Source organism: Hymenobacter sp. DG01, assembly GCF_006352025.1.
GTDB lineage: Bacteria > Bacteroidota > Bacteroidia > Cytophagales > Hymenobacteraceae > Hymenobacter.
In genome coordinates, this window is record NZ_CP040936.1 from 4,103,602 (window position 1) to 4,127,166 (window position 23,565).

At 63.8% G+C, this 23,565-nt stretch carries 20 protein-coding genes; 12 read left to right on the top strand and 8 right to left on the bottom strand.

Annotated features, from left to right (window positions below; all coding sequences use genetic code 11):
* Positions 1 to 20 precede the first annotated feature (20 nt).
* Positions 21 to 2,333, top strand: a complete 2,313-nt coding sequence (locus FGZ14_RS17465) for a T9SS type A sorting domain-containing protein (protein WP_139925473.1) — start codon at positions 21 to 23, stop codon at positions 2,331 to 2,333.
* Positions 2,334 to 2,416: 83 nt separating this feature from the next.
* Here FGZ14_RS17465 and FGZ14_RS17470 read toward each other — a convergent pair whose 3' ends face one another.
* The 3 genes from FGZ14_RS17470 to FGZ14_RS17480 form a co-directional block, all read right to left on the bottom strand.
* Complete coding sequence (locus tag FGZ14_RS17470) at positions 2,417 to 3,226, bottom strand: amidohydrolase (protein WP_139925474.1); 810 nt, start codon at positions 3,224 to 3,226, stop codon at positions 2,417 to 2,419.
* A gap of 123 nt (positions 3,227 to 3,349) precedes the next feature.
* The gene (locus FGZ14_RS17475) at positions 3,350 to 4,507 is read right to left on the bottom strand and encodes a methionine aminotransferase (protein WP_139925475.1); all 1,158 of its coding nucleotides are present in this window, start codon (positions 4,505 to 4,507) and stop codon (positions 3,350 to 3,352) included.
* Positions 4,508 to 4,581: 74 nt separating this feature from the next.
* Entirely contained in the window at positions 4,582 to 7,641 is a 3,060-nt protein-coding gene (locus FGZ14_RS17480; RefSeq protein ID WP_139925476.1) for a PAS domain-containing protein, read from the bottom strand.
* A gap of 153 nt (positions 7,642 to 7,794) precedes the next feature.
* Here FGZ14_RS17480 and FGZ14_RS17485 point away from each other — a divergent pair, with 153 nt between their 5' ends.
* Together FGZ14_RS17485 and FGZ14_RS17490 are read left to right on the top strand one after the other, a co-directional pair.
* Positions 7,795 to 8,190, top strand: coding sequence for a hypothetical protein (locus FGZ14_RS17485; RefSeq protein WP_139925477.1), 396 nt, complete (start codon positions 7,795 to 7,797; stop codon positions 8,188 to 8,190).
* A 78-nt stretch (positions 8,191 to 8,268) separates the two neighbouring features.
* Positions 8,269 to 11,145: a hypothetical protein gene (locus tag FGZ14_RS17490; protein ID WP_308217157.1), complete on the top strand. Its 2,877-nt coding sequence runs from the start codon at positions 8,269 to 8,271 to the stop codon at positions 11,143 to 11,145.
* Positions 11,146 to 11,157: 12 nt separating this feature from the next.
* Here the strand turns inward: FGZ14_RS17490 and FGZ14_RS17495 are convergent, their stop codons facing one another.
* A complete protein-coding gene (locus tag FGZ14_RS17495) occupies positions 11,158 to 11,595 on the bottom strand; it encodes an META domain-containing protein (RefSeq protein ID WP_139925478.1) in 438 nt (145 codons plus the stop codon).
* 82 nt (positions 11,596 to 11,677) lie between these two features.
* On the opposite strand from FGZ14_RS17495, the gene FGZ14_RS17500 reads away from it, so the two are divergent.
* The 3 genes from FGZ14_RS17500 to FGZ14_RS17510 all read left to right on the top strand — a co-directional run bounded on the left by FGZ14_RS17500 (position 11,678) and on the right by FGZ14_RS17510 (position 13,691).
* Positions 11,678 to 12,505, top strand: coding sequence for an alpha/beta fold hydrolase (locus FGZ14_RS17500; RefSeq protein ID WP_139925479.1), 828 nt, complete (start codon positions 11,678 to 11,680; stop codon positions 12,503 to 12,505).
* Between the two features lie 190 nt (positions 12,506 to 12,695).
* A complete protein-coding gene (locus FGZ14_RS17505) occupies positions 12,696 to 13,145 on the top strand; it encodes a hypothetical protein (RefSeq protein WP_139925480.1) in 450 nt (149 codons plus the stop codon).
* Positions 13,146 to 13,241: 96 nt separating this feature from the next.
* Positions 13,242 to 13,691 (top strand): DUF2141 domain-containing protein, encoded by a 450-nt coding sequence (locus FGZ14_RS17510; protein ID WP_139925481.1) that lies wholly within the window; start codon positions 13,242 to 13,244, stop codon positions 13,689 to 13,691.
* On the opposite strand, the gene FGZ14_RS17515 is transcribed toward FGZ14_RS17510, so the two are convergent.
* Positions 13,692 to 14,174: a YdeI/OmpD-associated family protein gene (locus FGZ14_RS17515; protein ID WP_139925482.1), complete on the bottom strand. Its 483-nt coding sequence runs from the start codon at positions 14,172 to 14,174 to the stop codon at positions 13,692 to 13,694.
* 108 nt (positions 14,175 to 14,282) lie between these two features.
* Between FGZ14_RS17515 and FGZ14_RS17520 the strand changes: the two genes are divergently transcribed.
* On the top strand, positions 14,283 to 14,984 hold the full coding sequence (locus tag FGZ14_RS17520) for a DsbA family oxidoreductase (RefSeq protein ID WP_139925483.1): 702 nt from the start codon (positions 14,283 to 14,285) through the stop codon (positions 14,982 to 14,984).
* Positions 14,985 to 15,048: 64 nt separating this feature from the next.
* On the opposite strand, the gene FGZ14_RS17525 is transcribed toward FGZ14_RS17520, so the two are convergent.
* The 3 genes from FGZ14_RS17525 to FGZ14_RS17535 all read right to left on the bottom strand — a co-directional run bounded on the left by FGZ14_RS17525 (position 15,049) and on the right by FGZ14_RS17535 (position 17,496).
* The gene (locus tag FGZ14_RS17525) at positions 15,049 to 15,495 is read right to left on the bottom strand and encodes an META domain-containing protein (protein WP_139925484.1); all 447 of its coding nucleotides are present in this window, start codon (positions 15,493 to 15,495) and stop codon (positions 15,049 to 15,051) included.
* Between the two features lie 154 nt (positions 15,496 to 15,649).
* Complete coding sequence (locus FGZ14_RS17530; protein WP_139925485.1) at positions 15,650 to 16,633, bottom strand: aldo/keto reductase; 984 nt, start codon at positions 16,631 to 16,633, stop codon at positions 15,650 to 15,652.
* Between the two features lie 152 nt (positions 16,634 to 16,785).
* A complete protein-coding gene (locus tag FGZ14_RS17535; protein ID WP_139925486.1) occupies positions 16,786 to 17,496 on the bottom strand; it encodes a hypothetical protein in 711 nt (236 codons plus the stop codon).
* A gap of 255 nt (positions 17,497 to 17,751) precedes the next feature.
* Between FGZ14_RS17535 and FGZ14_RS17540 the strand changes: the two genes are divergently transcribed.
* The 5 genes from FGZ14_RS17540 (at position 17,752) to FGZ14_RS17560 (ending at position 23,545) form a co-directional block, all read left to right on the top strand.
* Positions 17,752 to 18,357: a DUF4136 domain-containing protein gene (locus FGZ14_RS17540; RefSeq protein ID WP_139925487.1), complete on the top strand. Its 606-nt coding sequence runs from the start codon at positions 17,752 to 17,754 to the stop codon at positions 18,355 to 18,357.
* A gap of 305 nt (positions 18,358 to 18,662) precedes the next feature.
* On the top strand, positions 18,663 to 19,124 hold the full coding sequence (locus FGZ14_RS17545; RefSeq protein WP_139925488.1) for a YsnF/AvaK domain-containing protein: 462 nt from the start codon (positions 18,663 to 18,665) through the stop codon (positions 19,122 to 19,124).
* Positions 19,125 to 19,182: 58 nt separating this feature from the next.
* Positions 19,183 to 20,076 (top strand): YsnF/AvaK domain-containing protein, encoded by an 894-nt coding sequence (locus tag FGZ14_RS17550; protein WP_139925489.1) that lies wholly within the window; start codon positions 19,183 to 19,185, stop codon positions 20,074 to 20,076.
* A gap of 203 nt (positions 20,077 to 20,279) precedes the next feature.
* Positions 20,280 to 21,257 carry an ABC transporter ATP-binding protein gene (locus tag FGZ14_RS17555; protein WP_139925490.1) on the top strand — a complete coding sequence of 326 codons (978 nt, stop codon included), beginning with the start codon at positions 20,280 to 20,282 and terminating at the stop codon, positions 21,255 to 21,257.
* Between the two features lie 140 nt (positions 21,258 to 21,397).
* A complete protein-coding gene (locus FGZ14_RS17560; protein WP_139925491.1) occupies positions 21,398 to 23,545 on the top strand; it encodes a hypothetical protein in 2,148 nt (715 codons plus the stop codon).
* Positions 23,546 to 23,565 lie beyond the last annotated feature (20 nt).

A 23,565-nucleotide genomic window follows, 5' to 3' on the forward strand; every position in this document is an offset into this window, starting at 1 on the left:
GGACCATAACGCCCGTATGCATGCGTCAGTATTTTACCGCCAGCTTTCTGGCCGCTCTTCTCAGCGGCTTTTCCCTCCCGGCCTCGGCCCAGAGCAGCGCGCCGTTTGGCTTTGAATACCGCGACGTGGCAAAAGTAGTGCACGGCACCTATACCCTGCGCAACCCCTGGGTGGGCGGCCTGAATTCGCCCCAGTTTTCCAACATCGATCTGAACGCCGACCAGGAACCCGACCTGTTTGTGTTTGACCGGGCCGCGGGCCGGGTATTTACGTTTCTGAGCGTGGCGGCCCCCACGGGCCGGGCCTGGCAGTACGCCCCCGAGTACGAGGCCCTGTTTCCGGCCGGTCTGCAAAGCTGGGCCCTGCTGCGCGACTATGACTGCGACAACCGGCCCGACCTGTTCACCTATGCCAACGGGGGCAACATCCGGGTGTATCACCACGAGCCCGACGCCCAGGGCCGGCCGGGCTTCCGGCTGGTTACCAGCCAGCTCACCTACTTCGACCCCGACCCGGTGCTGGGTGGCGACATCAACATCACAGGCGGGGGCTACAACATGCCCGATGTGCGGGACGTGAACGGCGACGGCCGGCTGGACATTGTGACCTACGACTTTGCCTCGCCGTTTCCGGCCGTGAACTACTACCGCAACACCAGTACCACCGCCTGCGGAGGACTGCAGTTTGCGCTGGGCTCCGACCACTGGGGCGGGTTTGCTGCCTGCCTGGGGCCGTGCACCAGCTTCGCGTTTGGCACCGAGCAGTGCCAGTCGGCCCCGCTGCGGCCCCAGCATACGGGCGGCTACAACCTCACGCTGCTGGACCTCGACGGCGACGGGGACCAGGACGTACTTACGGGCCGCGACAACTGCGCCGAGCTGGTGAGCCTGCGCAACGATGGCACGGCCCAAACGACCAACATGCCTCGCAGTGGCCTGAACACCAGTTTCCCGGCGGGCACTGCCGCCGCCCGCGTACCCAACTTCCCGGCCGCTTACCTCGCCGACGTTACCTTCGATGGGCGCCCCGATGTGCTGGTGGCCCCCAACCTCTACGACAACGTGGATACCGTGGAAACCCGTCAGTCGGTGTGGCTTTACCGTAACACGGGCACCGGCGCGGCCCCAACGCTGGTGCGCGAGCAAACCGATTTTCTGCAGCGCGACATGCTGGAGGTAAGCGAAGCCGCGGCCCCCACCTTCGGGGATGTGGACGGCGACGGGCTGCTAGATATGCTGGTGGGTGGGGTGAGCCGCAACAACGCGGCCGGGTTTTACCGGGCAAGCCTGAGCCTGTACCGCAACACTGGCACGGCTACCCAGCCCGCGTTTCAGCTGGTCACCACGGATTATCTGGGCCTGCTCAGCCGCAAATACACCCAGCTGAAGCCCGTATTGACCGACCTTAACCGGGATGGGGCCCTGGACCTGGTGTACTCGGCTACCCGGCCGGGCGTCACGGCGGGTCAGGCAGCTACCCATGCCGTGTATTACCTGCTCAATACCGCTGCTCCGGGCCGGGCCGCCGTGTTTGGTACTACCCCGGCTACGTTGGCTACCCTGCCCGCCAGCGCCGGCAACGCGCTTTGTTTCACGGATGTGGATGTCGATGGACGCCTGGATCTGCTGCTGGGAACCAACGTGCCCGATGAGGGCGGCTCCCTGCGCTACTACCGCAATACGGGTGCAGCTAACCTGAGCCAGGCCTTTGCCCTGCAGGAGGCCGACTTCGGGCAGTTGCGCACCGCTACCGGGCAGCGCCCCGTGAACCTGCACCCCGCCGTAGCCGATTTCGACGGGGATGGCCGCCCTGACCTGCTGACGGCCGATGCCAGCGGCCAGATTCGCTTCTTCTCGAATTACCGCGCCCAGACAGGGGCCTTCCAGGGCCGCACCGACCTGTTCTATAACGCCCTGACCGGGCAGTTTCTGGCCGGGCGGCTGGGCACGGCCGCCCTGTTCCACTACGCCCTCGCTGCCCCCGACCTCACCGCCGACGGGGCCCCCGAGCTGTTTCTGGGGCTGGAGGGCGGCGGTGTCACCAGCTTCGTGACCCGCAACCGCCTCATTACCTCTCAGCAGACGGCTCAGGCTACCCTACCCCTGCAGGTGTACCCCAACCCGGCCCTGACCGCCGCCACCGTGGAAGCGGCCCAGCCCGTACGGGTTACGCTGCTGGACCTGGCCGGGCGCGTGGTGCGGCCTGCTACCCCCCCCGCCCGCCAGCACCGGCTGGATCTGACGGGGCTGGCCGCTGGTATTTATCTGGTGCGCTGCCAGGCCCTAACTGGCGAAACGGCCGTGCGCCGCCTGGAGGTAGCGGCCGAACGCTAGCCTGGTTTCCTGGTCGTTACACACGCGGAAGCCCGCGGCATCTGCTACCAGATGCCGCGGGCTTCCGCGTGTGTAACGAGGGCTTAGTGGGGGGCGGGCTGCTGCAGCACCAGGCTTTGCAGAGCAAAATGGTCGCCGTCCTGCAGGGCCGGGAACCGCTCCCGGAAGGCCTCCAGCTCGGAGCGGCGCAGGGCGCGGGTAATGCTGGTTTCCTGGTTGCCGACTTCCACCAGATACTCGCCGCGCATGTCCAGCAGGGCCGAGTCGCCGGTGTAAGCATGGCCGTTGCCATCCAGCCCCACGCAGTTCACGCCCATGGTGTAAGCCAGGTTTTCGATGGCCCGGGCCCGCAGCAGGGTTATCCAGGCCGTGCGCCGGATGGCGGGCCAGTTGGCCACGTACAGCAGCAGATCGTAGGGGTTATCGAGGGGGTTGCGGCTCCAGACAGGGAAGCGCAAATCGTAGCAGATCAGCGGGCAGATGCGCCAGCCCCGCCACTCTTCAATCAGGCGGTCAGTGCCGGAGCTATACACCTCGTGCTCCCCGGCCATGGTAAACAGGTGGCGCTTGTTGTAGTGGCTGACGGTGCCATCGGGCCGCACCCACAGCAGGCGGTTGTAGTAGGCCTCCTGGTCCTTGATGATGATGCTGCCCACCACTACCGCGTCGCGGGCGGCGGCCAGCTGGCGCATCCAGGCGGTGGTGGGGCCGTCCACGGGCTCGGCCAGCTCGGCCGCCTTCATGCTGAAGCCGGTAGTAAACATTTCTGGCAGCACAATCAGGTCCGTGGCAATCGATATTTCATCGATGTGGCGGCCCAGCTCCCGGCGGTTGGCTTGCGGATCGTGCCACTGGAGGGAGGCCTGCACGAAGGAAACAGTCAGATCAGACACAACAACAAGGTTAAAGCAGAAGGCAAACAGTTAAGTCCTGTATTATACCGAAAAACAAGAAGATTCGGCGCATAAAACTGCCGGCAGCTCTAGGTCATCGCGCCGTACTGCCGCCCCGGCTCCTTAGAGCTGCCGGAGCCGCTCGGCGGCGGCGCGCAGGGTAGCCTCCTGCTTGGCAAAGCAGAAGCGCACGAGCCGGTGGTCCTGGCGGTTGTGGTAAAAGGCCGACAGCGGAACCACGGCTACCCCGGTTTTCTGGGTCAGGCGGCGGGCAAAGGTTTCGTCGTCGAGGTCGGGGGCCAGGGCCTGGTAGTCGGCCACCTGGAAATAGGCCCCCTGCACCGGCAGCAGCCGGAACCCGGTACCGGCCAGCAACTCCCGGAACAGGTCGCGCTTCTGCTGGTAAAAGGCCGGCAGCGCATCGTAGAGGCTGGTTTCGGGCAGCACATCAGCCAGGGCGTGCTGGGTAGGCGTGCTCACGCTGAAGGTGATAAACTGGTGCACCCGGCGCAGCTCCGCCGTGAGGGCCGGTGGGGCCACGCAGTACCCCACCTTCCAGCCCGTGGCATGGTAGGTTTTACCGAACGAGGACAGCACAAAGGCTCGCTCCCGTAGCTCGGGGTGGCCCGCCACGCTGTGGTGCGGCTCCCCGTCGAATACCATGTGCTCATACACTTCATCACTGAGCAGCAGGGTAGGGGTAGGCCGCAGCAGCTCCGCCAGGGTGTCCAGGTCGGTGGGGGTGAGAGTAGCGCCCGTGGGATTATGGGGCGAGTTAAGCATAACCAGCCGGGTGCGCGGGGTCAGGGCCGCCGCCACCCGGTCCCAGTCGGGGCGGAAGTGGGGCTGTAGCAGGGGCACGTACACGGGCACACCGCCCTGCAGGCGCACGGCCGGGGCGTAGAGGTCGTAGGCCGGTTCCAGAATTACTACCTCGTCGCCGGGGCGCACCACGGCGGCCAACACCGCGTACAGGGCTTCGGTGGCGCCGCTGGTCACGGTAATTTCGGTGGCTGGGTCGGGTAGGTAGTTATAAAGCCGGGCGGTTTTGGCGGCAATGGCCTCGCGCAGGCGCGGCAGCCCCGGCATGGGGGCGTACTGCTGGTGCCCGGGTGTGAGTACATGGCGGCCCAGGGCCTCCAGCAGGGGCCGGGGCGGGTCGTAGTCGGGGAAGCCCTGGGCCAGGTTGATGGCCCCGCTGTCCTGGGCCAGCTGGGTCATCACGGCGAAAATGCTGGTGCCCACATCGGGCAGTTTGGAGGCGAGGGAGGGGTAGGGCATGGCAAAGGATAGAAACCGATACCCAAGGTAGCACGGCCGCCGCGGGTTACCACCCCGTGCGGGTCCTGCCGGCGCTACGAAGCCGGCAGGGTGCTGGCCGGCAACGACACCCGGAACGTGGTACCCTCGCCTACCGTGCTGTCCACGGCAATGTGGCCGCCCACGTTCTGCACTACCCGGTTTACAAGGTAGAGGCCCAGCCCGGCCCCTTCTACGTGGTCGTGGAAGCGGCGGAACAGCTGAAACAGCTGCCCCCCAAAGCGCTGCAGGTCCAGGCCCAAGCCGTTGTCCTGTACTTCCAGCACCGGATGGCCCTCCACCAGCAGGGTGCGGAGCCTGATGCGGGGCCGGCGGTGCGGAGCGGCATATTTCAGGGCGTTGCTGAGCAGGTTGTAGAGGACGCTCTGCAGGTGGGGCCGCACAAAAAGCAGCACCGGCACGGCCCCGAAGCTCACCTCAATCAGAGCGCGGGAGGTGGTTACCTGCTCCTGAATGCTGAGCAGCACTTCCTCCGTCAGCTGGGCCAGGTCGAGCGGCTCGGCGGGCTGCTCGTGGCGCAGCTTCTGCAGGCGCACCAGCTCCGTGAGGTTGTGGATGGTGCCGTCAATCTGGTGCAAGGACTTCTCGAACATGGTGATGAGCTTCATGGCGTCCGGGTCGCGGAAGAAGGCCGTGCGGATCAGCTCCTGAAAAATGCCCGCCATGTTGTGAATGGGCTGCTTCAGATCATGCGAGACAGCGTACACAAAGCTGTCGAGGTCCTGGTTGGTACGCGTGAGCTCGGCGTTTTTCTCCTCCAGGCGCTGCTGCACCCGCTTGTAGTCGTCGATGTCGGTGGTGGTGCCAAACCAGCGCTGAATCTGGCCGTGCTCGTCGCGCAGGGGGCGGGCCCGGTGCAGAAACCAGCGGTACTGGCCGGTGCGCACGTCCAGCAGGCGGGTTTCCATATCCAGCTCCGTTCCCGTCCGGATGCTCTGGCTGAACTCGTTGTACACGGCTTCCTGCTCAGCGGGCCAGAGCAGGCCGGTCCAGCCTTCCTGCAGGCTCTGCTCCACGGGTACGCCAGTGTAGTAGGTCCAGCGGGAGTTCAGGTAGTCAATAACCCCATCGGGCCGCGCCGTCCAGACGATGGCCGGCACGCTTTCGGCCAGAAAGCGAAACTGCTGCTCGCTGCGCCGCAACTCCTCGGCCAGTAGGCGCTGGTCTTGCACATCGGCGCAGGCTCCGTAAAAGCATTGCAGCTGGCCATCGGCCGTAAACGAGGGTACCGAGCGGCTGAGGTGCCAGCGGTACTGCCCGTCGTGGCGGCGCAGCCTGACCTCCACGCTAAACGGGCTGGCTGTAGCGGTGGCCTGCTCAAAGGCCTGGCGGGCCGTGCTCATGTCCTCGGGGTGGAGGGCCAGGCTCCAGCACCGCGGCAGGTCGTCGATGGTCTGGCCCGTGTACTCAAACCACTGCGGGCTCAGGTACTCCATGGAGCCATTGGGTAGCGTAATGCTGGTAATCTGGGGGAGCGACTCGGTCATGACCCGCAGGATTTCATCCTGGCGGCGCAGCTCCTGATTTAGGTCATCGAGGCGAAGGCGGGCCTGCACACGTTCCGTCACTTCCACCGCAAACGCCAGAATACCCTGGGGCTGGCCAGCATTGTCCAGCAGGGGCTGAACAGTGAAATCGAAGTAGCGCTGCTCTTGTGCCCCCTCAGGCCCCAGCCACACGCCGCGCTCCTGCTCCACCAGGGTCTGGCCACTGGCGTAGGCCTCGTCCAGCAACTCAAACAAGCCCTGGCCGGCCAGCACCGTGGCCGCCTGCCGAGCCGTCTGGCCCACCCGCACCTGCCCGCCCAGCAGGTCGCTGAAATGTTGGTTGATGAAGCCCACCAGGTGCTGAGGCCCAAGCAGCGTGGCAATAAAGGCCGGCACCTTGCCCAGAATCAGCTGCAGTTCCCGGTCTTTCTGCTCCAGCAGCTGCTGGGTTTGCTTCTGGTCTTCGATATCAGTGCAGGTACCAAACCACTTGGCTACCCGTCCTGCCTGATCGAGCACGGGACGGGCCTGGGCCAGAAACCAGCGGTACTGGCCGTGCTGGCCGCGCAGGCGGTAGTCGCACTGGTAGTTGGTGCCGGTTTGCTGGGCCTGCTGCCACTGGGCCGTGGTGCGTAGGCGGTCGTGAGGGTGAACAAGGGCGGCCCAGTCTGCGTCCTGAAAGCTGCGCAGGCCGGTGTACTCGATCCAGCGCTGGTTGGTGTAGAGGCTGTGGCCCTGGGCATTGAGCACCCACACCAGCTGCGGAATAAACTCGGCCAGCACCCGGAACTGCTCCAGGCTGTAGTGCAGGGCCCGCTCGGTGGCCTTGGCCTGGGTTACATCCTGCACGGCGCCCAGCAACCGGACTACCTGGCCTTCCTCGTCGCGGATGATGTGGAAGCGGTCCACAGCGTCGGCCCAGCTGCCATCGGCGCGGCGCATGCGGTAGCTGAGCTGGTAGTCGGTTTCGGAGCCGGTGCGCAGGGCCTCCAGGGCCGCGTCAACGTGGGGGCGGTCATCGGGGTGTAGGCAGCTGTACCAGAACTCCTGGGTCTGGTACTCGGGCGTGCGCGGGTAGCCGAAAGCCGTGGTAAACATTTCGTTGTGCCACAGGTGACCCGTGCGCAAATCCAGTTCCCAGAGCACATCGTGGCTGGTGCGGGCCAGGGTCGAAAAGTTATCGTGGCTAAGCTGCATTTGCTGCTCGGCCTGCACCTGGGCCGTCACATCAAGTACCCGTACCAGAATGCAGCGCAGCTCGCCGGCCGGGCTCAGCACCGGTTTCAGCAACACCTGGGCGTAGTGGGTGGTAGGGGCCTGGCCCGCCGTGCGGGCCGGTAGCTGGTAGCGCAGCGCGTCCAGGCGACTGGTGGTCTGATGTTCCAGCACCTGCTGCAGCGCCGTCTGCCAGCGGTCCAGCTCCGGCGAGTCTGTTTGGGCCGGCAGCACGGCCAGGGCCGGCTGCCCTACTAGGGCTTCCCGCGGCCGGGCCAGCAGCTGACACATGGCCTCGTTAAGCGCTGCCACCTGTAGCGTAGGGGTCAAAACAAGATGGGGGGCTGGCAGAACCTCAAACAGGAGTTGGAAATCGAGAGACTCAGAAACCATGGTAGAACGGGGCGGGAACAGGCAAAGATACGCAGGCGCCGGCCCCCGGCCCTATCAAAAAGCACAACGGTTTTCGGGCCGGGGCCGGCCTACCCCTCCGCTCAGGCGAAAGTGCCGCCGATGCCGTTTCTTTATCACTAAATACACTGAATTATGGCGCTACGACTGCTGCACCAGGACGAGTACATCAGCATCTACTTCGACTATGGCAACGACTGGCTGTATGCCGACTGGACCGGGGACCAGACCGGGGAGTCGGTGAAGGCTAGCGCGCTGCGCATGCTGGAGCTGCTGCGCCAGGAGCAGTGCCATAAGGTGCTCAATGACAACCGCCGCGTAACCAGCATGTGGCTCGATGCCTCAGAGTGGGGCGGCAAGGAGTGGTTTCCGGCCATGGCCGAGGCCGGCCTGCAGTACTTCGCCTGGATTTACTCGCCCAACGTCTATAGCCGCCTTTCCACCGACCTGACCCTGGAGCACACCACCCGCCCGGTAGTGCTGACCTTCGACAACCCTGAAACGGCCGCCTCCTGGCTGCGTCAGATGTAGCCGGCCCCCGGGCCATCGGGTTTGCTTTCGGGCCGGAAGCGTAGTTTCTTCGGGGAATTTCCATCCGATTTTTCCCGCGTGATAGTTTCCCTGCGTACGTTGCTGCCGGCGGCTCTGCTGGTAGCCCTGCCCTGCGGGGCCGCCCTGGCCCAAACCCTTCCCGTGCTCGACCAGGTACCGGCCTCCGTGCGGTGGTATGAGGTGCGTACGCCCCACTTCCGGGTGCTTTACCCCGAGGGGTTTGCCGAGCGCGCCCGCCGCACCGCCCATCGCCTGGAGCAGGTACACGAGCCGGCGGGGACCTCGCTGGGCCTGGCCGCCCGGCCGGTAACCGTGGTGCTGCAAACCCGCACCACTATCGGCAATGGCTTCGTGACGCTGCTGCCGCGCCACTCCGAGTTTTTCACCACCTTCCCCCAAGACCCCTTCCTGACCGGCACCCTCGACTGGCTGGATCAGCTGACCGTGCACGAGTACCGGCACGTGGTGCAGTATGATAAGGCCCGGCAGGGGGTAGGGCAGCTGGGCTACCTGCTGGGAGGCTACGGCGGGCTGGGGCTCACCACCCTGGGTGTGCCCGACTGGTTTGCTGAAGGCGACGCCGTGGGCACCGAAACCGCTCTGACCCGCAGCGGCCGGGGCCGGATTCCGAACTTTGATGCCTACCTGCGGGCTAACCTGCTGGCCGGGCGGCGCTACTCCTATGCTAAGGCCGTGGCCGGCTCCTTCCGCGACCAGGTGCCCAACCACTACGTGCTGGGCTACTTCCTGACCACCCGCCTCAAGCGCACAGCCGGTGCCGGAGCCTGGGGTGAGGTGCTCAACCGCTACTACCGCTTTCCGGTGTACCCGCTTTCGTTTTCCGACAAGCTCCGCCTGACCACCGGCCTGCGCACCGACGACCTGTACGCCCGCACCATGCAGGAGCTGGACAGCACCTGGCGCGCCCAGCAGGCCGGCCGGGAGCTGACACCTGCTACCGACCTGCCCGTGGCCGCCACTCAGCAGGTCTTCACCGAGTACCAGTTTCCGCAGTACATTGATAACAATACCGTTTTAGCCCTGAAAAGCGGCCTGGGCCACACCCCGCAGCTGGTGGAGCTGCACCGGGGCGGGCAGGAGCGGCAGCGCCTGGTGCTGGGCCTGCACCACAACGCCGAGCAGCTCTCGGTGGGGGGCGGCAAAGCGGCCTGGCTGGAGTTTCGCTACAGTCCGCGCTGGCAGCAGCAGGTGTACTCCGAGCTGCGCGTGCTGAACCTGGCTACCGGGCAGCTCAGCCGGCCCGGCCGCCGCACTCGTTACACCGCCGCCGTGCTCTCGCCCGATGGGCAGCGCCTGCTGACCGTCAGCACTGACTCGGCCTACCAGCACCGCCTGCAGCTGCTGGATGCCGGCAGCGGGGCCGTGCTGCGCACCTTCGCCAACCCTCGTAACCTGCCCTACCTGCACCCGCGCTTCGGGGCCGATGGCCGCACGGCGGCGGTGGTGCGGCTAGAAGCGGCCGGCAAAAGCCTGGAGCTGCTGGAGCTGGAAACGGGCCAAAGCCGTACGGTGCTACCCCCCGCCAACGACAACCTTTCGCACCCCCAGCCCTGGCAGGACTATGTGCTGTTCAACTCCCCTCGCTCGGGGCAGGATGAGGTGTACGCCGTGCGCGTGGGTAGCGGGCAGGTGCGGCAGGTAACGGCGCGCCCGGTGGGGGCCTACCACGCTGCCGTTTCGCCCGATGGGCAGCGCCTGGCTTTTCATGAGGTGCGGGCCCAGGGCAGCCGGGTGCTGGAAATGCCCCTGCGGCCGGAGCAGTGGCGGCCGGTGGCAACCCCTACGGCCCCCGCCCCGCCCAACCTCTATGCCGATGAGCTAACGGTCCGGGAGCCCGGCGCCCGCACGGTGGGAGCCGTGCTACCTCAGGATTCGGTGGCCGGCGCGTCCCTTACTGCCCGCCGCTACCGCCGCCTGCCTCACGCCCTGAACCTTTATGGCTGGGGGCTGGTACAAAGTCCCTCGGGCACGGGCCTGAATCTGGGCCTGCGGGCTCAGGACGTGCTGAGTACCACCCAGCTGCTGGTAGGCGCCGGCTACGACGGGGTGGAGCGCACCGGGCGCGTGTTTGCCGATGCCAGCTACCAGGGCCTCGGGCCGGTGCTGGACCTCAGCCTGGAGCACGGCGCCCGCCGGGTGGCCGGCCGCCTGGCCACGGGCGGCACCGATTACGACCGGTGGCAGTACAACCGCCTGAGCGTGGGCACCCGCCTGCCCCTGACGCTCACGACCTCTCGCATGCTTACCTCTCTCACGGTGGGCACGTACTACCAGCTGGAGCAAACCCAGGGCTACGAGCTGGCCTCGCGCCCGATTACCGAGGCCGGCCGCCGGCCCCTGCACGCGCTGGTAGGCAGCTTGGCCTTCGCCCGCACCCTGCGCCAGAGCTACCGCGACGTGGCCCCGCGCTGGGGGCAGAGCCTAAGTGTGGTGTGGCGCGGCACGCCCTTCGGTACAGGGCTGTCGGGGGAGCAGCGGGCGGCACAGGCCAGCCTGTTTCTGCCGGGGGTAGGGCTGCACCATGCCGTGCGCCTGCGGGCGGGCTACCAGTGGCAGCAGCAGCAGGAGTACCGGTTTGGCTCGGCCATCTTCTACCCCCGCTCCCTGCCCTACCTCAGCTACAACACCCTGGCCTCCCTGAGCGCCGAATACCGCCTGCCCCTGGCCGACGTGCACTGGGAGCTGGGCCGGGTGCTGTACGTGCAGCGCCTGAAAGGCAGCGCCTTCGCCGATGGCGTCCGGGGCGAATCGGGGCTGCTGCGGGGCAGCTACTACACCTTGGGCTTCGATGTATCGGCGGTGTTTAATCCGCTGCGCCTGCGCACTCCCCTGGAGGCCGGTGTGCGTACCGTGTATAACTCCTACTACCGGCGCTGGGAGCTGCAGCCCTTGGTGCTTAACGTGGGTTTCTGAGCCCCGCGCTGGCTATTCGGCCGCCCGGAATACCAGCACGGGCTGAGAGTGCTCGGCATCATAGAGAGCCAGCCGGCGGTTGCTGATGGTATAGCGGGTTACCTGGGGCAGCAGCTGAAAGTAGCGCGTTTCCAGGTTTTGGTTGGCGCAGGTAGCGTAGGTAGCAAACTGCGTGGAAAAGCTCAGCTGAGATGTGCCCGAGTTCAGCAGGTAGCTGCCGCCGTAGCGGTTGCAGGCCGCCTGGCCCGTGTTATTGCTGCCCACGGCGTTCAGCAGCAGGTCGGTGGCCGAGCTGCCGGGCTGCTGGCTGGGGGCTTGCCCATCTATTTCAACCAGTAGCCAGCGCTGATCCAGCAGATAAACCGGCGCGGGCACCGGCTCCGTATCCTTGGCACAACCCGTGAGTAGGGCAACGGTGGTAGAGCAGATAAGGGGTAGGAGGCGCCGCATAGAAATAAGAACGAAGCAGGATGAGAGAAAGCCAGGCAATGAAAGGAGCAAGGTAACAGACAAATGGTTGCATACTTGCGCTATGTCTACTGTACTGCCGCTCACGCCTGCCAATTTCACCCTGCCCTTTCCTGACCACTACCTGCAAGTGCGGAGCCTGCGCCATGCCAGCCCCGAGGCCGAAGGGCGGCCCTGGCTGGTGCTACTGCACGATTCCCTGGGCAGCATTCGGCTCTGGCGCGACCTGCCCGAGCAGCTGGCCACCGCCCTAGGGTGCCACGTTCTGCTTTACGACCGGCGCGGGTATGGCGAGTCGGCCCCGCTGGGCCCCTACCCCCGCACCCCGGCCTACCTCGAAGAAGAAGCCCAGACCATACCCGCCGTGCTGGCCGCCTGCGGTATCACGCGGGCCGTGCTTTTCGGCCACTCCGATGGCGGCACGCTGGCGTTGCTGGCGGCGGCCACGGCGCCTCCGGCCCTGGTGGCAGCCGTGGTAATCATTGGGGCGCACGTATTTGTGGAAGAAGAAACGCTACGAGGCATCCGGGCGGCCCGGCAGCAGTACGCCACCACCGATTTGCCCCAGCGCCTGGCCCGCTACCACGGCGCCAACACCGAAGGCCTGTTCCGGGCCTGGACTGATACCTGGCTGAGCCCTGAATTTCGGGCTTGGAACATAGAGCACTACCTGCCCCGGGTGCAGTGCCCGGTGCTGGTGCTCCAGGGCGCCCACGATGAATACGGCACCGAGGCCCAGGTAACGGCCATTGCCAGCCAGGTGGCGGGCCCAGCCCAGGCCGAGCTGCTGCCCGGTCTGAGGCATACGCCCCACCGCCAGGCCCCGGAGCTGGTCGTAAGCATAACGGCCTCCTTCCTGCGGGCTCACCTGGCAGGGCTGCCTAATGAGTAGCTGTGCTCGTAATAATCACGCATCAGGGTGGGTAGAGCCCACAAGAAAGAGGCCTCAGCCCTGGTAGTTAATGAAGTATAATTATATTTATTTAGGGTGTCTTAGCCTCCGGTAAGCCTCGGGGTAGGGTTCTGGTCAATGACGGTACCGGGTGGGCTAGCTCTTCTTGTTTTCCAGTTTATGTAGTGTCGTGCCCTCACGCCTTTCCGCCCAGCATCCGGAGCATTTGTCTGCCCGGCAGCCTTCCGATCTGCACTTGTTACGGGAGCTGCCGCAGCTACGGCTGTTGTCTGACGCGGCAACTGAGCTGCTGTGGGCCGATTGGCGCGGACCCCAAACGGCCGCTACCGTGCGGGAAGGGGCCGAAGCCGTACTGGCCGCCGTGCAGGCCGGGAAGTACACCAAGCTCCTCAACGACAATACCCACCTGACGGTAATGAACGTGACGGCTCAGGAATGGGATTCCATTCAGGTGCTGCCCCGCCTGTTTAATGCCGGGCTGCAGTATCTGGCCTGGGTGTACCCGCCCGACCTCACCGGCCGCCGCCACACCGATTACTCCGTCAACCGCAGTTCCTGGCCCCTGCTTCTCACCTTCGAGGAGCGACAGATGGCTCTGGAATGGCTCCGGCAGCACTAACGCTACCCGCGCGGCGGGCGCGAAAGCGCGGGCTTCGGCACTTATTCGGGGGTAGGCCGTGTTGGGCAGGCAGCGCCCCATTGCCTATTCTCTGTTATGCAAGCACCGAAGCTCCTCTGCCTGACTACTCTTTGCGCCGCCGGACTAATTGTTCCCACGGCTTCCGCGACGGCCGACGGCCCCTCTTCCGTTACGGTGGTGGTATCGGCCCTGGCCTCTACTTCCGCCGCCGTAAAGCTGTATTTCTACAACGCGCGGGAGAAGTTTCTGACCAAGGGCGGCTACGCCTTTATGCGGGTAGTGAAGCCCGGCGGGCAGCAGCAGGTAAGCCTGCCGGTGGAGCTGGAACCCGGCGAGTGGGCCGTGGCTATTACCCAGGATACCAACAACAACGACAAGCTGGATAAGAACTTTATGGGCATCCCGACGGAGCCCTTCGCCTTCTCCAACAACGTGCGCCCCCGCCTGGCTCCACCCGATTTCAACGACTGCAAATTTACCGTGGGCGGTCCGGGCAAAGTGGTCAGCATTGTCCTGACCAAGTAGCTACTCCTTCCGAAACGGATTCACTCCGCGCGCCAGTCGGCCGGTTACTTCCACGGCGCGGCGGGCGCGGGTTTCGGCCTGCCGCGCCGTGCTGATGTGCTGGGCCAGGGCCCGCCGGGCCCCGTGGGGTAGGGCCTGAAACCGGAGCATGGCTTCGGGCCAGGCGTCCAGGGCTTCGGCCAGCTCGGCGGGCAGAGGTACCTGGTCGGGCTCGGGGTCGGGCTCCAGCTGCAGCTGTACGTATTGTCCCACCTGCACCCCGGCCGTCAGGCACAGTTCTTTGTTAACCATAAGGTAGCGCCCGCCGCCGGCCTGGGGCAATAAGCTCAGCCGGATGGGGTGGCCGTTCAGGGTGCCGCGCACGCGCTTGGTGGTTTTGCCGCCCAGCGCCTCCACGAGTAGCGGCGAAAGGTGCACCACCTGGGTTGGCATAAAGCTGGGGCCGCCGGCTTCCAGGTAAGCATCAAACGAGTGCAGAGACATGGGGTAGAGCAAAGGGGGGAGGGACGCCGCCGGGCCACCTCCGGCACAAAACTTTTTACCGGGTATGCGGCTTATACCCGCCTGAACTTGTAATCATCTTCCTTCAGCATGAAAATAGAAATCTGGTCTGATATTGTGTGCCCCTTCTGCTACATCGGCAAGCGGCGCCTGGAAAACGCGCTGGCCCGCTTTGCCCACGCCGATGCGGTGGAAATTGAGTGGCACAGCTTTGAACTGGACCCCGAGGCCCGGCCTAAACCCGGCGCCAGCCTCTACCAGCTGCTGGCCGCCAAGTACGGCAATACCGAGGACTGGGCCCGCCAGATGAGCGCCAACATGACCCAGATGGCCGCCGAAGAAGGCCTGGCCTTTGACTTCGACCGGGCCGTGCACGCCAACACTCTGCACGCCCACCGCCTGGTGCACCTGGCCGACAAATTTGGCAAGCAGGACGCAGCCAAGGAGCGTTTCTTCAAAGCCTACCTCGAAGAAGGCCAGGACCTCAACGACTTCGCTACCCTCGCCCGCCTGGCTACCGAAATAGGCCTGCCCGCTGTCGAAGTAGAGCAGGTACTTCACTCCGAGCAGTTCACCCAGGAGGTGCGCCACGATGAGTACCAGGCCCGCCAGATTGGGGTGCGCGGCGTGCCCTACTTCGTTTTCGATGACAAGTACGCCGTGTCCGGGGCCCAGCCTACCGAGCTGTTCCTAGAAGTGCTGGACAAGGTATGGGAAGAAAGCCGCCCCCGGCCCGTGCAGCTGGCCGGCACCGATGGCGCCGCCTGCGGCCTCGATGGCAGCAACTGCTAAGCTCAAGCTGCTTCAATAGCAAAAAGGCCACTTCCTGCATTGGGAGTGGCCTTTTTAGTTGATTTTACTCGGCTTTTTCAAAAATAAGCAAGGGCCGCAACGTATTGCTGGCATCATAAAGCCGCAGCTCGTTACCGCTGATTTCATAGCCTACGGTGCGGGGTAGGGCCGCCAGAAATTTATCCTCAATGCTCTGAGCGGGGCAGGTGGCTTTGGTAGAGGATTGCTCGCTGATGCTGAGCACGCCGGGGCTGCTACTCAGCGTGAAAGTGCCCCCGAAGGAGTTGCAGGGCGCCAGGCCTTCCGTGCGGTTAGGGCCGGTAGTAAACCGGATGTAGGAGCGAAAGGTATCGGAGTAGCTGGAAACCGACAAGGGCGTTTCTTCTACCTGCACCAGCTTCCAGCGGGTGTTCAGCAGCTCCGGGGCGGGCGGGGCGTCCTTATCATCCTGGCAGCTGCCAACCAAAAGTCCCAGCCCGATAATGCCTGAGTAGAGGAGGGGTTTGCGCATAAGTGAAGGGTAGGAAAGGTGGGGTACAGCACAGAGTAGCGCCGTTATAATTTACAGAGCTGCCTGCCGGCCAAAAGGTTGCAAACCAAAAGCGCCGCCCAACATGGGCGGCGCTTTTGGTTTGCGAAGGGGGTAGGACTTATACCGGTTGCTGCTACAGCTGCCCCAGCTGCTGGCTGATAAAATCTACCTCCTGGGGCGAGAGCTGCACCTCAATAGCACGGGCGTTCTGCACGGCCTGCTCGGCGTTGCGGGCACCCACCAGCGCCACCGAAATCCCCGGCTGGGCCAGCGTCCAGCGCAGCACCAACTGCCCGAGGGTGGCGTTTTTGCTTTCCGCCATGGGCCTGATTTTATCCAGGAAGGCATTCACGCGGGTCACGAACTCAGGCTTGAACAGCGGGTGCGTGGCGCGCAGGTCGCTGGCTTCAAAGTGCTGGCCGGGCTTGATTTTGCCGGTCAGCAAACCCAGCTGCATGGGGCTGTAGGCCAGAATAGCCTTATTGTGCTCCAGGCAATAGGGCACCACATCCTGCTCAATATCGCGGCGCACCATGCTGTAGGGCACCTGGTTCGAGGCTAGGTTTACTACCTGCTCGGCTTCGCGCATCTGCTCCACGGAATAGTTGCTCACGCCCGCGGCCCGCACTTTGCCCTGCTCAATCAGGCGCTGCACGGCCTCCATGGTGTCGGCAATGGGCGTGGTTTTATCGGGCCAGTGAATCTGGTAGAGGTCAATGTAGTCGGTGCCGAGGCGGCGCAGGCTGTCCTCGCACTCCCGGATGATGCTTTCCGGGGCTGCGTACTTGTACACATCAATGTCCTGGCCTTGGTTGTTTTTGCTCTTGAAGCCGAAGTCGCCCCTCTGCTCGTCCCAGCGCATGCCAAACTTGGTCAGGATCTGGACCTGGTCGCGGGGTAGGGTTTTGATGGCTTCGCCCACAATTTCCTCGCTCAGGCCCTGCCCGTAAATAGGGGCCGTGTCGATGCTGGTTACGCCTAGGTCGAAGGAAGCGTGGATGGCGCCTACGGCGTCGTTCTGCTCGGTGCCGCCCCACATCCAGCCGCCGGCCGCCCAGCTCCCGAACGTAATGCGCGAGGCGCGCACGCCCGAAGAGCCTAATTCAATGTATTCCATGATGAAAGGATAGAAAAGTGTCGGAATTACCGGGCTGCTTGGGGCCCGGAATCAGTACAAACCGGCCGCGGTAGCCAAAGGTTACGGGCCACTGGCCCCGGCCTGGGGGCCAGTTCAACGGTACCGGGCCGCCCTGCCCACAACGGCCACGACTACTTTTTCCGGTAGGGGAACCCGCCCGCCGACGTACGTACCAGGTCCCGGGTAAGGCGGGTGGGCTTGAGGGCCGCGTTGCCGAGGCGCTCAAAATCAAAGCGCCACACCAGCTGCCCGCTGCGGCAGTCGTGGAGGGTAAGGTTGGTGGTGGCCTGGCTGCTCGGAATGGCCGAGGGCTGGTTGGAGCCCAGCAGGGGCTCGTTCAGCAGCACGCGGCCCATCAGGCCCAGCCCGGCGGGCAGGGGCTGGTACAAATCGGTTTGTCCCGAAAGGATGGCATCAACGCCCAGCACCTGCTGCAGCCGCTCCATAGGCTGCTCGGGCAGGGTAGCGTAGCTGATGCCGGCCTGCTGCAGGCGGCGGTTGGTTTCGGCTACGTCCTGAAACCGCACGGAGTAGCCGCGCGCCGGCTGTTGCTGCTGCAGCTGGGCCTGAAGCAAGGCCTGCAGCTGGTAGGCCACGACCTCGCCTTCGCGGCGCTGCTTTTCCTGCCAGGCCTGCTGCACCCGCTGCAGGGTAGCGTGGGAGGTATCGGGGCCAAGGTTGTGAATGTCGCGGAGCCGGATGCGGTCCTGGGTAACCTCAAAGGGCAGAATGGCCACTGTTTGGTGGATAGTAAGGGCGGGGGCATCCAGGGTGTGGGCCGCGTAGCGGGCCGGCGCGCAGGCCGTCGCCAACAGCAAAAGCCCAAAAAATAGCCGGAGCATGTCTGTGTAGGATAAAAGGGGGTAGGAGCAGGCAGCGCGGGCCGCCCGCGGCAGGCCGCCGCAAAGGTAGGGAGCCCGCCCTACCCCCTCAAGACACCCAAAGGCGGCCCAGCCCTTAAACGCGGACCCCGGAGTGCAAACGGTTGAGTTTAAGCTCTTCTGCCGGGTGTGCAGCTTTCCGGCCCGGCGCAACTTCCGCCCTGCGAGGCCGGTATAGCAAGGCAGATATTCTTTCCTCACTCTACGCAAAACCTGATGAAGTCTTTCCTGACCGCAGCCCTGTTGCTGCTCATAACCTTGGTGAGCAGTTGTTCTTCGCCCGTAGCCGTGCAGCAAAAGCCCGGCGTCGATTTCAGCCGGTACCGGACCTATGCCTGGGCCAAAACCGACGTGAAATCGGCCGACTCCCAGAACCCCATCTACAAAAGCTCCCTCAACGACGAAATCATCCAGAACGCCATCAACAGCGAAATGGCCAAGCGCGGCATCCGGCCTGTAACCGGCAACGCCCGCCCCGATTTCTACCTGACCTACCACCTCTACATTGAGGAGGCCGAGCGCACCGTGGCCAACCCGCCCGCGCCGGGCTATGCCTTCCCTTATGCTATGTCGTATCGGGGGCGCTTTATCCCTATCAACTACGGGTACTGGTATACCTCGCCCTACTACAACACGGGCTACCGCACCGAGACGTACAAGGAAGGCACCATGATTCTGGACTTTATTGATGCCCGCAGCCGTAACCTGGTATGGCGCGGCTCCGTGGCCGACCCGGTGGGCAACCCCGCCCGCATCGGCGAGGAATTTGCCAAAGACGCCAAAGAAATCCTGGACAAGTTTCCGGTAGAAGCCCAGAAGTAAGAGGCCCCTTGCGGGTACTCGCTACCAAACGCCCGTCGGCCCGACGGGCGTTTTTTTGTGGGGCGCCGCCGACAGGCCATTATTCTGCCAGGAAATGGGTCGTAAATATTTGCTGGCGTAGTCCTATTATAGAAGAGAATGAATCCTGCAGCTTTAGCGGCTTTCCTCCGGTTTATGCCCTGTAAAACGTTTGTTTATAAAAGGTTGCGAGGTATGAGGATAGTTATAAAAGCCAGAATTTTATAAGCAAAAAACAGGGCTTGGCGGTAGCAGCGCGGCCAAGCGGGGGCGTAGAAACCCTCGCTATGAACACACCCCCTAATCCTGCGGCTGGCGCTGCCTCCCGGCTACCCGAAGTAGTTTCTGATGCTTCCCTTGTGGTTCCCGTTATTGAGGAACACGCCGTGATTCGGCGGGAGGTGGTGGAAACGGGCCGGGTGCGCCTGACCAAGACCATAGAAGAGCACCCCGAAACCCTGAACTTCACCTTGCTGCACGATGAGGTGCAGGTGGAGCGGGTGCCCGTAAACCAGTTTGTGGCCGATGGGGCTACCCTGCCCGGCGTACGCTACGAAGGCGACACCATGATTATTCCGGTGGTGCGTGAGGTAGTAGTAAAGCGCATGCTGGTGGTAGAGGAGCTGCACATCACGAAGCACGAAGTACCCACCCAGGAAAGCCACCAGGTAGTGCTGCGCCAGGAAACGGTGCAGGTTACCCGCGAGCCGCTGGCCCCACCCGCTCCGGGCATGCCCCCGGCTTCCTGACTTTCCCCCTTACGTTTCTTTTCCTTCCTTTTTTTCACCCTAATCCTCCCCTAAAGCTATGAACCAGACCGTAGTAGGAATCTTCGAAACCGCTGCCCAGGCCCAGCAGGCCGCCCAACGCCTGGCTGCCGCCGGCTTTACCACCGAGAACGTAGATGTAGCTTCCAGCAACAGCTACAATAGCTATAATAGCCAAGGCTCCGACAGCAACTACCGCAATAACAGCGGCACGGCCGTGGAAGGCGCCGCCGACGCGGCCGGCCGCACGGCCGAACGGGCCGGCGACGGTATCAGCAACTTCTTCAGCAACCTGTTCGGGGGCGACGACTCCGAGGATGCCCGCCGCTACTCGCACGTAGCCCGCAACAGTGGCTCGGTGGTAACGGTGCACGCCCACTCCGAGGAAAACGCCCGCCGCGCCGCCGAAATCCTGGACGAAGCCGGTGCCGTTGACGTAGATGAGCGCGCCGGCCAGACGGGCTACCAATACGGCAACAGCTACGCTGCCGGCGCCACTACCGGCGCTGCCACCACCGATACCGGCGCCACGGCGCAGGTAATTGAGGAAAACCTGCAGGTAGGCAAGCGCGTGGAGCAAACCGGCGGCGCCCGCCTGCGCAGCCGCATTGTAGAGCGCCCCGTGGAAGCCAACGTGCGTCTGCGCGAAGAGCACATCAACATTGAGCGCCGCCCCGTGGACCGGCCCGCCACCGAGGCCGACTTCGCTGCCTTTAAGGAAGGCGAAATCGAAATTACGGAAAGCGCCGAGCGGGCCGTAGTGGGCAAAGAAGCCCGGGTAGTAGAGGAAATTTCGTTGGGCAAGGAGGTAACGGAGCGTGAGGAAACCATCCGGGACACCGTGCGCAAAACCGAGGTAGATGTGGAGCGCCTCGACGGCGGCCGCACCAGCACCGACTCCGATACCGACTACACCACCCCGCGCAACAGCTAAGCGGCTGCTTCAGCAGTAGCCTGCCCTGAAAAACGCCCGGAGCAATCCGGGCGTTTTTTTGTGCGCGGTACCTGGCCGGGTTGCCTGGCTTGGGCGTGCGTATCTTGCGGGCTGCCGCTGTTGGGGTGCCTGGCCTCCGGAAGGGGGTAGGGCCTTTGCCGGCGCGGCCTTGAGGTTCCGGCCATGTTTTGCTTGTTGCTGCTATGAGTTTGTTACGCGTTTCCGGGGTGAGTGTGCAGGAGAAAGAGCGGTTTGCCCTGCACGAAGTCAGCTTCACGCAGCAGCGCTTCCAGAAGCTGGCCATAGCCGCCGAAACCGGGGCCGGCAAAAGCACCTTGCTGCAGGTGGTGGCGGGCTTGGTGCAGCCCACGGCCGGGCAGGTATGGCTAAACGATAAGCGGGTGAAAGGCCCGGCGGAGCAGCTCATGCCCGGCCACCCCGGCATCAGCTATTTGTCGCAGCAGTTTGAGCTGCCGCGGTTTCTGCGGGTAGAGCAGGTGCTGCGCTACGCCAACAAGCTGCGTGCCGGTGCCGCCGAGCAGCTTTATGAGGTGTGCCGCATCAGCCACCTGGCCCAGCGCCGCACCGACGAACTTTCCGGCGGCGAGCGGCAGCGCATTGCCCTGGCCCGGCTGCTGCTTTCTTCCCCCCAGCTCCTGCTCCTCGACGAGCCCTACTCCAACCTGGATATGGTGCACAAGCGGGTGCTGAAAGCAGTGGTGCAGGACATCGGCGACCAGCTGGGTATTACCTGCACCCTTATTTCCCACGACCCCCTGGATACGCTTTCCTGGGCCGATGAAATTCTGGTGATGCAGGGTGGCCGCATCGTGCAGCAAGGCACCCCGGCCAATATCTACCGTCAGCCGGTGTCGGAGTATGTGGCCGCGCTTTTCGGGGGGTATAACCTGTTCAGCGGCTCACTGGCCAAAGCCCTGACGGGTCGCCCGGCAGATACCCGCAAGCGCCTGCTCGCGCGCCCGGAAAGCCTACGGCTGGTAGCAGAAGCCACCGGCGGGGTAGCAGGTACCGTAATCGGTAGCCGGTTTTATGGCAGCTACCAGGAGCTGGAAGTGCAGGTGTCGGGGGCCCGGGTACTGGTTCGGGCCACCGAGGCCAGTTACGGACCGGGCCAGAGGGTGCACCTCGCGCTGGCACCCGAAGAGGCGTGGTATCTGTGAGTAGTAGGGTAGGGTAGGGTAGCTAACCAGTTATGGAAGAGTATAGCTAGATTGCCCGCACCCGGGGCTGCTTATTTCGTGCTCTGGGGGCTCTGGCCCGAGCTCTTATTTGCCTTATTATCTCTACGTGTATCCTTGGTATGACGCAATTCCGCACCCATGTCCGGGTTGGTCTGGGCGCCGCTGTCCTGAGCCTTGCCGCTTTTCGTGCTGCTCCCGATGACTTTGTTGCCCACCTGATCCAGCAGCTTACTCGATACTACGCTGCTATCTATCCGGAAAAAAGCTACCTGCACCTGGATAAGGAAGTGTATGCGGCCGGCGAAACCATCTGGTACAAGGCATATCTGGTAGAGGGCCAAAGCCATCAGCCCGATACTATGAGCCGGGTACTCTACGTGGACCTTATAAACTTTAACCGGCAAGTAGTGGCGCAGCAAGTGTTGCGGCTTCAACGCGGTACCTCACCCGGCGACTTCCTGCTACCCGACACGCTGCAACAAGGCATTTACACCCTGCGGGCCTACACAAAATGGATGCGCAATGCTGGCCCCGAGTTTTTCTTCACGCGCCCCGTAACGGTATGGTCTGGTACTGGGGCCGCCGCTAACAAACGGGCGGCGCATCGGGCGGCTACCCCCCAGAAGGGCACGCATGTGCAGTTCTTCCCCGAAGGCGGCTATCTGATTGCCGGCCTGGAAAGCACCGTAGGGTTTAAGGCGACGGATACCTATGGCCACGGCACGCCCGTAAGCGGCCAGATTCAGGATGAGCAGGGAAATATGGTGGCCATTATTAAAAGCCACCATTTAGGCATGGGGCGCTTTCAGCTGACCCCGGCCGCCGGAAAGCGCTATACGGCGCAGCTGCGGCTTTCCTCGGGGCAGTCCGTCGTTTATCCTCTGCCTGAAGCCCAGCCCGCCGGTTTTACCATGCGGGTGTTGCCGCTTGCCGATGGCTACAAGGTTATAATTCAGCGCCGGATGCCGCCAGGAACACCTGCCGAGCGCGTTACCGTGGTAGCGCAGGTACGTGGGCAGGTAGCTTATGCCGGCCAAGCCACCATAAATGACCAGGAAGCATTTGCCGCATTCATTCCCAAAAACAAATTTGTGGGCGGGGTAGCCCACTTTACCTTGTTTGATGGCGCACAAGTAGCACGGTGTGAGCGGCTGGCCTTCGTAGATTCCGACCCTGGGTTGCGCCTGCAGGTACGCCCGGACAAGGCTACCTATGGCCCCCGCGAAAAAGTTACGGTACACATAACGGCCTCTACCCCCGCCGGACAGCCTGCTGCTGGTCAGTTCTCCCTGGCTGTAAATAACGCTGCCCTGGTGCCTGCCGACTCCGGGGGCACCGACATTCGCACGCATCTGCTGCTTACCTCCGACCTGCGTGGGCAGGTGGAGCAGCCCGGCTACTACTTCCGGGCCGCTGGCTCGGCGGCAGTTGCGCAGGCTCTCGATGATCTGCTGCTCACCCAGGGCTGGCGCCGCTTTGTGTGGAAGCAGGTGCTGGAAGGCCAGTTGGGAGAGCGGCCTTACCCGTTGGAGCAGAGCATTAGCCTGAGCGGACGGGTAGTAAACAGCAAAGTACCGGTTAGTGCCGCGGCTGTCACGTTGTTTCGCTTTAATCCAACCCAAACGCTTAGCGCCACCTCCACCGACGCGAGCGGCCGGTTTGCCTTTGCCCAGTTTAGCGGCCTTGATACAGCGCGGGTAGTGCTGCAGGTGAAGCCAACCAAAGGGCTGCGTAACCCGGTTATTCAACCTGATCAGCCCTGGGAAGGCATTGGACCGGAAGCACTACTGCTGGCACCACTGACTACACTGCCGCCAATGGCTGCACCGTATCTGGCTAGCAGCCGGCGCAACCAAGCCATGGAGCGGCAGTATCGGCTCGATGCCCGCACCATTGTCCTGCGTAATGTAACGGTGCAGGGTAAAAAAGTGGCCCTTACTGATCCGCGCCGCGCCTTATACACCCGCGCCGACGCGGTGGTGAACACCAAGGACATACCGGCCGCCAGCACCTATACCAATGCTTTATTACTGCTGCAGGGACGGGTGGCTGGCCTAACCATAGCGGCTTCCTTACCCTCTCTGGACGCCCGAAGCGCCACCTTATACTGGAACCCAGCCGCGACAACGGGTGCCAGCGGGGTAGCTACTGTTACTTTTTACACTTCCGACGAAGGCGGGCCATTCCGGCTTACGCTGCAGGGGATTTCCTTGGCTGGTATCGCCGGGTGCGGTAGCAGTAGCTTCCAGGTAGTGGCCCGGCAGTAGCGGCTGCGTTGGTGGGGTAG

What these genes read in the sequence shown, in the direction of transcription:
- FGZ14_RS17465 (WP_139925473.1), top strand. Translation starts at nt 21, where the DNA reads ATGCGTCAGTATTTTACCGCCAGCTTTCTGGCCGCTCTTCTCAGCGGC.
- FGZ14_RS17475 (WP_139925475.1), bottom strand. Translation starts at nt 4,507, where the DNA reads ATGCCCTACCCCTCCCTCGCCTCCAAACTGCCCGATGTGGGCACCAGC.
- FGZ14_RS17480 (WP_139925476.1), bottom strand. Translation starts at nt 7,641, where the DNA reads ATGGTTTCTGAGTCTCTCGATTTCCAACTCCTGTTTGAGGTTCTGCCA.
- FGZ14_RS17485 (WP_139925477.1), top strand. Translation starts at nt 7,795, where the DNA reads ATGGCGCTACGACTGCTGCACCAGGACGAGTACATCAGCATCTACTTC.
- FGZ14_RS17495 (WP_139925478.1), bottom strand. Translation starts at nt 11,595, where the DNA reads ATGCGGCGCCTCCTACCCCTTATCTGCTCTACCACCGTTGCCCTACTC.
- FGZ14_RS17500 (WP_139925479.1), top strand. Translation starts at nt 11,678, where the DNA reads ATGTCTACTGTACTGCCGCTCACGCCTGCCAATTTCACCCTGCCCTTT.
- FGZ14_RS17510 (WP_139925481.1), top strand. Translation starts at nt 13,242, where the DNA reads ATGCAAGCACCGAAGCTCCTCTGCCTGACTACTCTTTGCGCCGCCGGA.
- FGZ14_RS17515 (WP_139925482.1), bottom strand. Translation starts at nt 14,174, where the DNA reads ATGTCTCTGCACTCGTTTGATGCTTACCTGGAAGCCGGCGGCCCCAGC.
- FGZ14_RS17520 (WP_139925483.1), top strand. Translation starts at nt 14,283, where the DNA reads ATGAAAATAGAAATCTGGTCTGATATTGTGTGCCCCTTCTGCTACATC.
- FGZ14_RS17525 (WP_139925484.1), bottom strand. Translation starts at nt 15,495, where the DNA reads ATGCGCAAACCCCTCCTCTACTCAGGCATTATCGGGCTGGGACTTTTG.
- FGZ14_RS17530 (WP_139925485.1), bottom strand. Translation starts at nt 16,633, where the DNA reads ATGGAATACATTGAATTAGGCTCTTCGGGCGTGCGCGCCTCGCGCATT.
- FGZ14_RS17535 (WP_139925486.1), bottom strand. Translation starts at nt 17,496, where the DNA reads ATGCTCCGGCTATTTTTTGGGCTTTTGCTGTTGGCGACGGCCTGCGCG.
- FGZ14_RS17540 (WP_139925487.1), top strand. Translation starts at nt 17,752, where the DNA reads ATGAAGTCTTTCCTGACCGCAGCCCTGTTGCTGCTCATAACCTTGGTG.
- FGZ14_RS17545 (WP_139925488.1), top strand. Translation starts at nt 18,663, where the DNA reads ATGAACACACCCCCTAATCCTGCGGCTGGCGCTGCCTCCCGGCTACCC.
- FGZ14_RS17550 (WP_139925489.1), top strand. Translation starts at nt 19,183, where the DNA reads ATGAACCAGACCGTAGTAGGAATCTTCGAAACCGCTGCCCAGGCCCAG.
- FGZ14_RS17555 (WP_139925490.1), top strand. Translation starts at nt 20,280, where the DNA reads ATGAGTTTGTTACGCGTTTCCGGGGTGAGTGTGCAGGAGAAAGAGCGG.
- FGZ14_RS17560 (WP_139925491.1), top strand. Translation starts at nt 21,398, where the DNA reads ATGACGCAATTCCGCACCCATGTCCGGGTTGGTCTGGGCGCCGCTGTC.